Annotated in this window: 13 protein-coding genes; all 13 read right to left on the bottom strand. The window is 43.5% G+C overall.

All coding sequences use genetic code 11. From position 1 onward, the window contains the following. Nucleotides 1-356 (bottom strand): BppU family phage baseplate upper protein (locus tag AB447_RS11700; RefSeq protein WP_172796343.1); only part of this gene is annotated, 356 nt, incomplete at its 3' end. 12 nt (nucleotides 357-368) lie between these two features. Next, the gene (locus AB447_RS11695) at nucleotides 369-2,933 is read right to left on the bottom strand and encodes a peptidase G2 autoproteolytic cleavage domain-containing protein (protein WP_057957580.1); all 2,565 of its coding nucleotides are present in this window, start codon (nucleotides 2,931-2,933) and stop codon (nucleotides 369-371) included. A 34-nt stretch (nucleotides 2,934-2,967) separates the two neighbouring features. Next, nucleotides 2,968-4,680 carry a phage tail protein gene (locus tag AB447_RS11690; protein WP_048354914.1) on the bottom strand — a complete coding sequence of 571 codons (1,713 nt, stop codon included), beginning with the start codon at nucleotides 4,678-4,680 and terminating at the stop codon, nucleotides 2,968-2,970. A gap of 12 nt (nucleotides 4,681-4,692) precedes the next feature. Further along, nucleotides 4,693-5,529 carry a phage tail family protein gene (locus AB447_RS11685; protein ID WP_048354913.1) on the bottom strand — a complete coding sequence of 279 codons (837 nt, stop codon included), beginning with the start codon at nucleotides 5,527-5,529 and terminating at the stop codon, nucleotides 4,693-4,695. Next, entirely contained in the window at nucleotides 5,529-9,998 is a 4,470-nt protein-coding gene (locus AB447_RS11680) for a phage tail tape measure protein (protein ID WP_048354912.1), read from the bottom strand. The genes AB447_RS11685 and AB447_RS11680 overlap by 1 nt, the downstream gene beginning before the upstream one ends. A 208-nt stretch (nucleotides 9,999-10,206) precedes the next feature. Next, a complete protein-coding gene (gpG, locus tag AB447_RS11675) occupies nucleotides 10,207-10,572 on the bottom strand; it encodes a phage tail assembly chaperone G (protein WP_006637252.1) in 366 nt (121 codons plus the stop codon). 56 nt (nucleotides 10,573-10,628) lie between these two features. After that, nucleotides 10,629-11,246: a major tail protein gene (locus tag AB447_RS11670; protein ID WP_048354911.1), complete on the bottom strand. Its 618-nt coding sequence runs from the start codon at nucleotides 11,244-11,246 to the stop codon at nucleotides 10,629-10,631. 14 nt (nucleotides 11,247-11,260) lie between these two features. Continuing rightward, a complete protein-coding gene (locus tag AB447_RS11665; RefSeq protein WP_048354910.1) occupies nucleotides 11,261-11,644 on the bottom strand; it encodes a phage protein in 384 nt (127 codons plus the stop codon). After that, nucleotides 11,641-12,039, bottom strand: coding sequence for an HK97-gp10 family putative phage morphogenesis protein (locus AB447_RS11660; protein WP_048354909.1), 399 nt, complete (start codon nucleotides 12,037-12,039; stop codon nucleotides 11,641-11,643). Before AB447_RS11660 ends, AB447_RS11665 begins: the two co-directional genes overlap by 4 nt. Next, nucleotides 12,039-12,347, bottom strand: a complete 309-nt coding sequence (locus AB447_RS11655) for a phage head closure protein (RefSeq protein WP_048354908.1) — start codon at nucleotides 12,345-12,347, stop codon at nucleotides 12,039-12,041. The genes AB447_RS11660 and AB447_RS11655 overlap by 1 nt, the downstream gene beginning before the upstream one ends. After that, nucleotides 12,337-12,639: a head-tail connector protein gene (locus tag AB447_RS11650; protein ID WP_048354907.1), complete on the bottom strand. Its 303-nt coding sequence runs from the start codon at nucleotides 12,637-12,639 to the stop codon at nucleotides 12,337-12,339. Before AB447_RS11650 ends, AB447_RS11655 begins: the two co-directional genes overlap by 11 nt. A gap of 20 nt (nucleotides 12,640-12,659) precedes the next feature. Then, the gene (locus AB447_RS11645; protein ID WP_048354906.1) at nucleotides 12,660-13,088 is read right to left on the bottom strand and encodes a collagen-like protein; all 429 of its coding nucleotides are present in this window, start codon (nucleotides 13,086-13,088) and stop codon (nucleotides 12,660-12,662) included. A 24-nt stretch (nucleotides 13,089-13,112) separates the two neighbouring features. Further along, nucleotides 13,113-13,787, bottom strand: a 675-nt coding sequence (locus tag AB447_RS11640) for a phage major capsid protein (protein WP_156415982.1), incomplete at its 5' end; no start/stop codon positions are given.

Here is a 13,787-nt window from a genome sequence, read left to right as displayed (position 1 = left end):
GCAATGGAGAAAGTGAAAAATACCGTCGCAAGCGCCTGGCCGTTCGTATAATACAATTTGACTTCGGCCTTTACCTGGCCGTAGTGTTTCAATTCTCCATCAGATAGGACGTATTCAGCTTTCCCGTTTACCTTGTCCGTCAGTGTCAAGCTCCGTTTATAAAACGAATCATCCGCATACAGAAGGACAATTTTTGCATCCACCGCCGACAGAGGCAACGGGGCGCCGTCTTTTGTAAAAGAAAAGGACAGCTTTGCGCTGCCCGTATCCTGGGTGAAAAATTGTATATTGGTAGATTTGGCTGCGGCTTTCCGCGCGTTAATATCAAATGATATTTCGCCTTCCTTATAGATCATCGTTGAACCTCCTTACATCTGTGGGTGCATGAAGACCAATGCGACTCCATACCCTTTTTCGGCGGAATATGACCGATTTATACGCATCACGTAAAAACCTGTTCCGTCCTCTGATTTTGTCCCTATTCCGTCAGCTGGGACGATGTAGTCTCCTACCTGGACAGTCTCATCAATCCTGACAAATACCTGACCGACCAAACCGACGACATGCCACTCGTCCCGCTTTTCCCGCGGGATGTATTCAAGGTCAGGGTTATAGTTTGGATTTTCCATAGGTACTATGATTGCTCGACCATTATCATTAATGGTTTCATAGATAATGCCGCCAAATTCATTTCTAAGGTAACGGTCGTTCCAATAGAAAGCCGCACCGCCCATAATGACCCCGGCCGTCTCGGAAATAACGCCCAATACCTTGTCCCCTTTTTCAGCTTTCCTGATCTTGTCACCATCCAAAGTCACCAAGAAGCCGGATTCAATTTTACGGCCATCTTTAGATTCAAAGTATTCTGCAAGGTCTTTAAAATCGGATACGCTTTCCACGCGTCCTACCCCCCGGATATGTCCGCCTGTAGAATCAATTTTCCATTTGATATTATTTTTCGACGGTGATCCGGTGCCGTATCCGCCAACTACAGAATAGCTGTCATCGTTAGTAACTGCCTGGGCAGCCATCACCACTCTTGCAGGTCCGTCCCCTTTCGTCTTTGAGTTGTTCGCTGCTATAATGGCCTGCCGTGATCCTTCTGTAGAAGAGCCGCCTGAAACGCCTCCCATGAAATTCCGCGGGCCTTTTGCTATGTTGTCACCCGTAGCCGCGATAATCGCACTTGTTGGATCTAAAGGAGCCCCGGAAGTCGTCGCCCCTCGGAATCCTCCTTTGAAATTCGTTGGTACAAATTTGTACTTGTTCCCCTTAATCATGGCCGCGTAGGAGTAGCCGGATGTCTGAACATTATTAATGTTCGCCTGTGAATTTGGTGACGTGATCCCGTATGTACCGCCTTCTCCTTCCATGATTCCATTGGAGATATTCACAGAGTACACCCCGCCGCCGATTCCGATTCCCTGCTTGGCCGACTTATAAAAAGTAAAATTGGACAGGTTGACATTATCCGTTTTTTGCGGACCGCCATATAGACGAATATCAAAGCCCGCTTTTTTGAATCCCCTAATCGTGATATTGTTCAAGGAAATGTTTCGGCTTCTATACTGCAAGGCAATGACCGGGTTATCCTTATAGTCATATGAAGGATCACCTATTGCAGTAAAGTTGCTGACAGCTACGTTTTTATAAGCTGAAACCACTAACGCACGCGGGGTCAATCCTTCATACATATCATTGAATATCGGTTCGATTGCTGTACAATCCGTAAGGGTGACATCGTAGGCCGTTGTGCTTTCCGGATCCTCTGCTTTGTGATGCCCGATATGTCGTAGATCAAAGCAGCGCACATCATGAAAGGACACATGGCCAATGACATGAACATTTTGGGATGCCGGCCATTCCTTATGTGCTTTGACTTCTACGCCCCGGATATTACCAGATGTAAAGTTATTAATCAGCCAAACATGCTTTGACCCGTCATCAACTTCTATGCCATTTGAATTTGACTGTCCTTTTGGGTGAGCCGTACCGCGCTGATCAAAAGAGTAAGAATTTGAAATAAAAATGTATTCGCTATAGTGCGTGGTAATGCCGTCGTCCCCCGCCCCATAAGCTACACAGTTATCCAACCAAATATACCGGCATCCGTCTTTTGTATACTGTGTAGACGCCAGATGATCATATGTGGGCGCTGTTATATCAAATCCGTGTAAACCTGCGTTAATTGCCTCAACGTCTTTAACCCACCCAAATTTTACTTTGGCATATGTCAAACAGCTTGAATGTTGGCCGCCCGTAGCCCCGACGCCGCCCTGTCTGTCCGGGTTCCAATCAAGTGACATCCCTTGCACGAAAATATTTCGGTTCCCGTTTTCATAATCGGCGTTTGTGATGACCCATTCGCTGGCGGGTGTGTCTTCATGAAGCTTGAGGGTTGTAACACCTTTTCCCTGACCGATCAGATAAGTCCAAGATGGGAGCTTAACCCCTCGAATCACATAGATACCGGCGCTTAATTTAACCCTTACACGGCCGTCCCCCACCGCTTTTCTAAATGCCTCAGAGCTGTCGGTTTTTCCATCCGGTACGGCGCCAAAATCATCAACATTTACTTCTCTTTTTATTTTCTGTTCAAGCTTATTAAATTCTAAATCCAGCCGGTCTTTCAACGTTTGTGCGATTTTCCCATCAGTTGTTACCCTGGCATCCACAATCTCTTTTACGTCTTTCCCGTCGTGATTCACAATCACATTAGCAAACCGTGCATTTAAATTATCCAACCGGTTCGCAACAGTAAACCCGCCGTGAATAATCTGATCCGATGTGTGGGCAGTTTTTGCATTTTTATGGCTTTTTAAATTATACTCATGATCATTTAACGCATTTTCAATACTCTGCATGTCCCCGCTTAACTGCGATTCATAGAGGGAATTTCGAGTCGTATTGTAGTTTTTAGTCAGCCGCACCATCTTCCTCACTCCTTTTTGACAAAATAAAAAACGCTTATCTGAGCGTTTTAAATAACTGATCTATATATCTTTTTTGATTCCTTAACCTTTTTGCCTGGTCAACATTGATGTCATGGATGTCTTTGCGGAAATTTGCAAATGTCAGCTGCGGGCTGCTGTATGGATCCAATGGATTGTACTGAATTGAAATCAGCCTCACATCATCTTCAAATGTGATGCCATCCGCCGTATCGGCCAAGACGTGAATTGTGTCGCCTTTCCAGAAGTCTTGTTCAATTTCTAAAAGTTTTGGCTCATAGATTTTTTTGAAATCAGCTTCGATCGTCATTTCTGGATAAGGATTCACATGCTTCTTCAGTGCTGAAACCATGCGACTGGATTTTTTTATTGTTTCATCTTTTATCGGTTCAGCCCACCGCGGCTTTCCTTCAATTAAGAATTTATCTTCATCAGGATGAACATATAAAATAGGCTCAAATTCATATTTTGGATTCTTGTCAGTACTATTGCTGCCTTCTTTTAAGGCGCCGTATCCCCACGCTCGTGTCGTACTATTTTGAGAACTTGTTTTAATTGTAATACCTGGCATGTTATAACGGGAATCCAGAGTAAAATCAATGCGCTTCCCCATCTTTTTATAGACGTAGATTTTGTAATTATCGACATCTATTTCAAGCCCATAATCTTCAATAATTTCATCCATCAATTCCGTAGAGTTTTTATCACCAAAATTCTCATGATCAGCGCTTGGAAACTCGCTTTCTGGCGCCTTCAGAATATATTTGAAATCTGTATCTTTCAAGGCAATATCCAACGCTTCTCTAAGCTTTAATTTCTTTGTTACGGTATCATTCACGTAATTATTGATCAGTAGAACAGAAAAAATATGAGCTGCTGTGACGGTTTTTGTAAGGATATTATTTTCCTGCCTTACCTCTACATCCGTAATATAGTATTTTTGATGATTGAATTTTTTCTCATCCAGATAAAGTATGTTGTCGTTCACCAATAAATCGAATTCTGTGCCGTTCTCCTGCGTTTTTGTGATCGTGAAGGTAAAACTCTTCTTACCTGTCGTATCGTCCGTCAGATCAACGGAAACCCCGGTTATTTCAACAACACTTTTACCATCCTTCGTTGAAACATGCAGCTGTGGAAAATCAACATCTGAAGGCAAACTCTGATTGAGTGTGATGTCTTTGCCGTCATACTCCTTACTCGGAAATTCCGGCTCCGGTATCGGTGTGTCAGGTTGATCAGGATCAATAGGAATATCGTCCACAGAATCATATTGTGTAAGATTATACGTTTCAATTAGATTGTTTAACTTCGTCGCATAAGCCGGGTCTGTAGCATAACCGGCTTTTACAAGGGCTGCTGTTGCTTTCTTGTAATCTTTTTCACCTACTACGGCTTTATAATGATCGGGATCCCAGCTCGTTCCGTTCACATAAAGCTTGGCTAAATCTTGCAGAGAAGCATACCAGGATGGATACTTTCTGAACTTGGCTTGTACCCGGGTTGCATTCCCTTTGCGATCGTATTCAGTCGTCCACATGAGAACATATTGCCCGTTATAAGTCCCCTTAATTCCGAATAGATTTTTTCCTTTCTGAGCGAGCCCACTTGTCCCCCATGCGCTCTCTAAACAGGCCTGAGCAATAATGAGAGACGCGAGAATATCATACTTCTTATATATCTTCTGCGCGTCTGGCGCAATCTCTTTTATAAAATCTGAATTTGCCATTGTACTTGCTCCTTATGCGTAATAGAAACGTGTATCGAAAGTGATTTCAAAATCATTGGTATTCTGTATTTCAAAATCATTGCTCCCTATATCAAGCCCCGGGAGCCTGCCGGAGGTTTTAACCGGCTTATTATTGATCACGGTATACTGTTTGATAAAAGTGACAGGCTGTGATTTTTTCAACTCCTGTTCAATTTTCAGCCTCTCCCCATTTGTATGGTTGATGATCGTCACGTTTTTACCTGAAGCCCGTAAGGTCACATTGTAGTCATGCTGCATGGGATTGATAAAAGCATCCCCCGTATTGTAAACCTGAAATCTTTTTCGATTTTTAAACACATATTCCAGGTTGTCGTGTATCTGAATATTCATCCCTGGGCTCCAGTATTCCCCGTGAAAATTCTGTTTTGTCAAAGAAGTGAATTTTGACTCTGCTAAACCAGTAAAGTTGTTAAATTCCACAGTAAAAGAAACATGATTTTTTTCTTTTTCTTTTGGAATACTGAAATTCCCATCACATGTGACGCGAAAACGGAGATTTGGCAACAAGTCAGTTGAAATATAGTAAGGGAACGGTTTAACCAAAACCGCGTATAGTTCCCGTCGATACTGATAAAAATTTTCGGCAATGACTGAATTCAGATAGATTTCAACTGATATTTTTCTTTCTGTATATTTGACGTCACGGGGATGTTGCGGCAAAACGACTCCATTTATTCTCGGGATATTTGTTGTTTCACGCTCAATGCCTGGTGACTCAGGTGTAAAACTTAAAGGTTCAAAAAAAGGAAGCAGGCTGCTTAAACTCTGCTCCCCTAAACCATTATCATAGTCAATGTACAATTCCACTATCTCACCCCATTCAAGTATGAAGTTCGAGTATACCGATCCCCGGATGATTGATCGATTTTCTTCCCATCAAGATAAGTGTTGTTATCTTTTAATAGGATCTGTTGCAAGAGCTGCACATTTTTATTTAGAAAATCAATTTGTTTTGCCATCATACTGATCTGTTTTTCTTGGTTCTGCACAACACGGCTGATGTCCACAGAAAAGTCTTTAGGCGAGGCCAATTCCTGTGCAGGCTTTTCCGAAACTTTTTGAAGCAGGAGGAGCGCTTTTGAAATCATTCCATCCTGCAAATCCGGAAGTACGCCAAGCTTTCTACCAACACGGGCCCATAGCCCAATATTGCGCTCCCGATAAGATGGATCCTCTGTGATGGTCGTTTCATCATACCCGCGTTCATTTAAGATCGCCCATTTTGATCCACCACGGCCAGGCGAAATACCGCCTTTTGCATATCCAACATATCCGCCGCCTCGGGCCATCGATTTTAACCCCGGATGATTGTTTATGTCACCATATCGTCGTTTGATATAGTTAATGGCAGCCAGGATATTATCGATCGGATTCAAAATGTTATTATGTCCAGGAAACTTATTCGCGTTGAACGTGCTTGGAATCGTCTGCATCAGCCCTTGTGAAGGGTGCCCAGCTTTCGCATTAGAATCCCATAAATTGATGGCGTTAGGATTACCGCCACTTTCTTTCATGGCGATAGTAACAAGCCCCGGGATCCATGAAATCGGCACACCCGCGATGCCGACTGCTTCAGTCACCCATTGGTTTACAGCTTTTGTTCCGCCGGCTCCTTTAAATGTACCTGGATCCGGCATGACACCTTTCAGGAATTGAGCTGCCCCATCCTTCAATGTCTTGAGTATACCGGTCCCTAACGAGTCAATGCCTTTTCCAGTTTTGTAGGGGATCAGCCCACTAAACAGTTTTTTGATTAAGTTGCCGGGACCCTTTGTAATCAAGTCCATTGCAGTTGCGCTAACATCGCCCACTTTATCCACGACGCTTTTTCCAAAAGATACAGCCCCGTTGACCATCTTTTTAGAGCCGTCAATCGCTTTTTTGAAAAAGTCGCCAACCCCTCCTGCATATCCTGGTAACCCTGTGGCTGCTAATTTTTTTGACTGGTCATGCGGTAGTACGGAGGTGCCTCGTGGGAGATCCCAAATTTGCGGGCCGCCTGCCCCTACAACATAAGTTCCGATGCCTGGTGTATGGGCCAACTCCCACCCTTCTTCACCGACAATCGCTTTTCCTCCAGGGTGAAAGTCTGTTCCTTTTGCATAAGCGGCACCTGGTGCAATCTGCATTTTTTCAGACCGGCCATTATAACCTTTAGGCTTCCACTCTGGAATGGTTGGGGCATGCATAAATTCAAGAACCGTGTTAATTCCACCGGTAATCTTATTCACAACACCAGCTAAGTCGAGGACAAAAATATCAAATTCACTAAGGACTTCACCTGTCTCAAAATCGACTTGATCAATATGTCCATATGCTTGAAGCTTTGCCTCTTTGACCACACCTTCATGTGTCTCTTTTGCTTGCTCAATTGTTTTTTCTGCTTGGCTTTCAGCTTTATCAACAATGTAATCGTGCTGTTTCTTTGAAATTGTTCTTTTTACATAATATTGGTCATTCGCCTCGTCAACTACAGCCTTATATTGGTCTTTGGCAGCTTTAATTGTTTTTTCTTTTGCTTTGTTGCTGTTTTTCACAACAGCGGCTGCCTGTTTGGCGGAAAGATTAGAAGACTCTTCCTTCAACTTTCTAGAAATTTTCGTTTGTTCACCTTTACTACGGGTAAGTGCTGTCTCCATTTGGGAGAGCATCTTCCCTTGAATTTTAGTAACTTCTTCATTTTCTTTATCTGTAAGCTTACGATGTTCTTTTGCGGCGTTTCGATAAATCTCATTTACACGATCCACATATCCTTGTATTTTCTTTTGTTTCTTTTGGTTTCCATCCCCAATTTTATTTAGAATCTTAGCCGCGTATTTATCTGATATTTCCTCATTGGACGCAAAAAACTCCTTTAATACCTTGGTGGCTGAATCAGTGCTCGTTTGGAATCCATTTTTCAAAGACTCTCCCATCGCTGTAAACTGTGTTGCGACATCGTCCGCTATTTTCTTGGTGATTTTTGCATTGGTTATACGGAGATATTCAAGCTTAGCCGTGACTTTTGTATTCATATCTTCATAAGCATTCACAGCTTTTGCAGTAGACTTCGAAACCCCTTTACCAAAGTCAATAGTCGATGGAAGAACCCTTTTCTTCAGGTTGTCATAATAGTTCATACCTGCTTCCGTAAGAAGCGTTACACCTGTAATAGCAAGGCCAATAGGACTACCTAACAAACTCAATGCGCCACGTAAGAGGCCGACAACTCCCGCTCCTTTTTTGAGAATGTTGAAAAGGCCAAAACCACTTTTCGCTAATTTCATGAAGCCGCCAGCGCCTTTAATTGCATTGGCCCCGACCTTTAAAATATTTCCGCCGAATTTTAAGAGCTCAGGTGCAAACGAAAGAATAAGGCCGGCGATTGTCCCGACGGGGCCGCCAAATAAACTTAGACCAAGCCCGGCAACACGTGAAGCACCGCCCAGCCCCCGCATAGCTCTTGTACTTCTACTAGATGACTGCTCAAGCCGTCCTACTCTCGTTGTTGCGACCGCGGTTGATTGATGGAAACGTTCCATCCTTGTAGACGCTACAGCCGCCGCCGTGGAGGTCGTGTTCATTCCTGCAGCCGCTGTCCTGGAAGCTGCTCCCGCCGCAATAGCTTCTGTGGAATAAGTGCTGAGGCTTGCTGAAGCCCGATTTACACTGCCTGTTAAATAGCTTCCGGCAGTCCGCAGCATGTTCCAGCCTGCTGCCACCTTTGGCAGAGAACCTAAAATCAATAAAAACGCCCCACCTAAAAGCGAAAACACAGTTACCGCTCCGCCAGTAATCGCAATGGTACTCGCAACGGAAGGGGGTAATGAATCGAACCAGGTAACGAATTTTGTTAGACCGTCAGTGGTTGCACGAATCACAGGGAGAAACTGATTCCCCAAAGTGATAAGAGCGTTGTTCACAGCAGATTTCAGATATTCCATGGATCCGGCCAGGTTATCCATTTGCTTTTTGGCTACTCTGTCCGCAGCGCCCCCGCTGTTTTCAATTTCTTTGGTGAAATCTTGGAGCTTGTCTTTTCCTGCGTGCATTAAAGTAATAAATCCAGAAAGAGCGTGCTGCCCTGCCAACTGTTTAGCAATACGGATTTTTTCAGTTTCGGTATAATTTTTTGTTTTCTCATTGATCTGGCCGATTATATCAGAAAGCGGACGCAATTTCCCTGTGGAATCAGTTACCTGCAAACCTAATTCATGGATCGCATTTCCAGCTTGTTTTGGCGGAGATGATAAACGGGTTAGAGTAGACCGCAAAGCCGTTCCTGCCATATCAGCCTTAATCCCGCTGTTTGCCATGATGCCCGTCGCCGCCGCTAACTCTTCCATGCTGAGTCCGGCCGTTTTTGCTGCCGGAGCCGCATATTTCATCGTTTGACCGATCTCTTGAAGCGTGGCGTTTGAGTTGGTGAACGTATACGTCATGGCATCCGCAACGCGGTTTGTATCTTCAGCTTTGATATGAAATTCCGTCAAGATATCAGAAACGATGTCAGCTGTAACACCAAGGTCTGTTTGTCCGGCTGCGGCAGTCGCGAGAAGACCAGGCATAGCTCCAATGATTTGATTCGTTTTATACCCGGCCATCGCAAGGTACTGCATTCCTTCGGCAACTTCTCCATCAGTAAACTGAGTTGTTGCACCCAAATGACGCGCCGTTTCTGTCAGCTTAGCCATCTGGTCGTTTGTTGCATTCGCTAAAGCACCAACACGGCTCATAGCTTTTTCAAAATCAGCTGCGGCTTTTACACTTACTCCAATCCCCAACGTTCCCGCTGCGCCAACAGCCGAAAGGGCTGTTCCAACCTTAGAAGCAGAATGGTAAACAGCGTTTAGCCCTTCAGATACTTTCCCTGAATCTCGTCTGAACACAGAAAAAACACCCGAAGCGCGACGGGTGCTGTTTGTCGTGTTTTCAAATTCTCTTGTTACACGTTGCAGTTCGTTTCCAAGGCTTTGGTGAACTGCAATAGCATCATTCAGCCTGCGGCCTTGTATTTGGGTCTCTCGATTGTCGATCCCTTTTTCTTTTGCTAATTTCTCGTATTTGGCTCGATGCTCTTCGACTAATCGGCCCTGGATACGATATTTGCTATTGAGACCTTCTACTTGGGATTGGAGAAATTTAGATTGATTACCCGCCGCTTTATAAATAGCACTGGAGGCTTTCATTTCAGAATTTGCTAAACGCATTTGCCGCTTTAAGCCCTCAATTCCTCGGTTAAAACCGGTATCATCAAGGCCTACTTTAACGATCATATTTCCGATAGGTTGCGCCATATGTATCCACCCCGCTTCCCTGGCATAAACTCAACGAAAAAAGACCGGCTGCTTAGCCTGCCTTAGAAAAACACTTGATCAATTGGAACAACTTTAGGTTTATTTTCATGTGCCAAGACTTCTAAGTAATGGTAAATATCCATCTCGTCAATTTCAGTCATGGTCCAACCCTGTTTTAAAAGGGCAGCGTAAATATCATTGAGCTGATCTATTCCTTTTTCTGCTGAAAGGCCTCCGTTTCCACTCCCGGCAAAAAATCTTCTTCCTCCTTAACTTCCTCATAACCCATAATTTCGCCCATGATTCGCCTTACTTCGTCTGAAACTTCAAAAGACTGTAGACCTTCTTGAAATTCCTCTAAAGTAAATTGGTTGCGGAATACCCGTACAATGAACTTCATACGATCTTCAAGGCTCTTAAGCACTTCCTTAATACTGTTGGTATTTTTAGCGGCTGCCTCATCTAGCTCCAGAGCTTCATACAAAGTTTTTGTATTAGTACGAGGTGCAATAAACGTCTTATATTTTTCTTCTTTTTCAAACCATAATTTCACCGAAATTTGTTTTTGAGCCATGTTGACTCCTCCTTTATTTTGTTTGATATGAAAAAAGAGAAGCACGCTGCTTCCCTTTATACTGTTTTGCCAATGTCTACGCTGGATTTATCACCAGAAACAGAATCTGGATTTTTATAGGCAGCACCAAATACTTTTTCATAAAACTTGTCCAGACTAAAATTCGGTGCATCCTCGTCAGCCAATACTTTATAGATGTCATCCTGTTCTCGCTCCATAAATTCAGCAGAAAGTTTGACTGTTTGGAAGTCTGTCTTTTCTTCTTTTGTTTTCCATTCATCATCCGGAAGGGAAAAACGCCCTTTCACTAAGCCTACATGGCGATTCTTTCCATTCGCTTTTGGACCATAGAAGGTCATAGCGACCCATGGCGCGATAACATTCTTTTTGAACATATAGAGCCCGTCTGTTTCTTCTATCCCAAACAATTCCTCCAAGATTTCCATTGGCAGATCCCGCATTTCAAGCTCCAATTTTGTAGAACCAGTCGTGACAGCCATATCCACCAGTTTGTTGTCTGCATACTGCTTTTCTGTTGATGTATCCGTATTGACCTTCGCGTTAATTGCGTAAGGGTAATCAATAATTTTTGTAGCCACATAAAAGCCATTTTCCTTTTTTAAAGGCGCAAATCTAACGCCTTCCAATCCGGTAACTGAACTGTATTCAGGCATTCTAAAACCTCCAATTATATTAAAATATTGGCCTCAAATCGGCGTCCCTTCCGAATAAGACCCTCATCTTTTAAAAAGTCATTAATTAAAACCGTTGTTTGAAAATCCAGACTGTTCATGACCCCTATAACGGCAGCCAAAATCTGATCGCAGGATGAATCGTTGTATACATCGATTTGATATACAGCGCTGTCCTTGATCGGCTTTCCATCAGCCCACTTGGTAGTTCTGTAGTCCAATTCCTGTACGACGATATAAGCTGGTTTGCTTTTGATGCCAATCGGCACCGCAAGTTCAAAAATGTTTGCTGGATCAGCCAATAATAAAAGCGCCGGATCACTCTCCAGCGCTTCAAATACTTTATTTTTTAGTTGTAGGGCTCTTTCCGCTACATTCATAGCTTGTACCCTCTTTTTATAACGCTTGCCATCGCCTGAAGCATCCTCTCATTGGCACTTAGCATACTCTGCTGAATAAACGGGTTAGCCGGTTGATGGATAGTACCGAACTCCGGTAAGTGGACACGGTATTTTGTATCTTTTGTAGGGCCGACCACTGCATATATCTCACCATCGGGGTCCTTTCTCGTACGATTACCAACGATAATATCTTCATCAATGTGGGGGTGATTGCCGCCAATATCTGATCGGGGTGCATTTTTGTCAATTTCTTTGGCAAGGACCGCACCCCCGGCTTTTACAGCAGCTTTATTTATCGCTTCATCTTTTCTTGCAAGAGAAGCTAAATATGAATCCAATTCTTTAAAGCCCTGCATTTCCATTTCGATCTTCATTATTCCACCGCCTTTGCCTTGATTGTGGTGAAATTTTTTCGGGAATAGTTCGGAAGGATCGATTCGATCTCATATGATTGGTTTTGAAAAAGAATCCGCATATGTTTGTCGATGTCCTCTCTGTGTCGGATCGTAAATTCTACTGTATGTTCTTTTTGTACAGCCGCCGCTGCATAGTATTCCCGGCCTTTTAACCCTTCGGCTTTTGCCCAGCATTCAACGACCGTTTCATAGTCACCTTCCACAGGGAGACGGCCGCCTTCTTTTTTCTCTTGAAACTTGATTCGATACCGCATGTCATTCAGCATTAGAATCAGTCTCCGGAACCGTATATTTTAATTGATTGATCATCATCGTAAGCACCCCATCAAGATTTGAAGTCGTGCCGGCCACTTCCCGGTTTTCATACCAATGCGTAACAAAAGCCTTTACACACATATCAGCCCGCGCTGAATTGTTAGGAAATTTCAACCCGGTTGCAGCTGTAATGTATTCTTTTGCAGAAGCGATAAACCCAAGAATTAAATCATCCTCCAGATCACCATCGACCCGGAGGAATTTTTTCGCCTCTTCAAGCTCTTTTTGTTCCATTTCAGTCATAGGGCATCACCTATCCTTCGTTAGCTAGATGTTCCGCCACCTTTTAATTCATCAATTTGCTTTTGTAAACCATCTAAAACAGCCTTTACTTCGCTGTTTAAGTTGTCCAACATGACGCTGCCGGTTCCGAGGTTGTTGCTTCTAACAGACTTGTCCGCAAGCATTTCATGTAGGATACTTTTCTCCCCAATGTCAGCCGGATCACCTTTATCACCTTTCGGACCTTGGGGTCCTGGCTCTCCCTGTGGACCTTGCGGGCCGGTATCTCCTTTGTCCCCTTTTGGCCCTTGAGGTCCCTGCGGCCCAGGTTCCCCCTGCATTCCCTTAATGTACAAAGGATTATCCTCGCTGTTTCCTTTCAAATAAACCGGTGTTACCGGCTTTCCTGTACCGTCGTCCTCTGCAGAAGTATAGACTCCGTTACTTTGGTTTAAAAATTGATCTGCCATATCTCATCATCCTTTTCAATTTTTTTATTTTCCAACGTCAACTGATTTATCTTCTGTGTCGCCGGTACTTGGAGTTTCATTGTCGGGAACAGCGTCTTTAATAGATGCAAATTCCGCGTAAACAACAGCATCCGTGTCCCAAAGTACAACGTCCTCACGTTCAATGATTCGCATATCTGTAGAGTTACGGTAGAATGCTTTACCACCGACATTTGTCGTTAAAATGGAATATTGCTGACGATCAAAGAGTTTGACAGCTTCTTTAAGGTCTCCAATGATTAATGGATATTTTGGAGTCGTTTTTGTACCGCCGTTTGGCAAATACTTATCAGAAATGACGGATACCGGCTTACCGAACAATAATTTTTTAGTTGGATCAGTAGGGTTCGGCTGAAGCAGGTAACGGCCGAAAGCGTCTTTCAGTTTATCTAACACGTTAAATCCTGATTGGTTCGTGACAACTTTAGTCGTGGCATTAATAGCCGGATCAAGTTTGACATTGAGAATGTCTTTAATGTCGTCCTGCTTCGATACTGTGGTTTTTGCAAGTGTTCCTAATTGATTAAGAATCAACGTATTGCGGGTCACGGCCGACTTTTTGGCAAGCCAATTAGAAAGGTACTGCAAAAGCGCTTCTTGTGTATCTGCAAGCAAATCATTAGAAAGAACCAAAATCCCGGCATAGTCTTTAATGCTATA

The organism is Bacillus glycinifermentans, assembly GCF_001042475.2.
GTDB lineage: Bacteria > Bacillota > Bacilli > Bacillales > Bacillaceae > Bacillus > Bacillus glycinifermentans.
The sequence above is the reverse complement of the archived record's forward strand: the minus strand, read 5'-3'. Positions and strand labels throughout refer to the sequence as shown.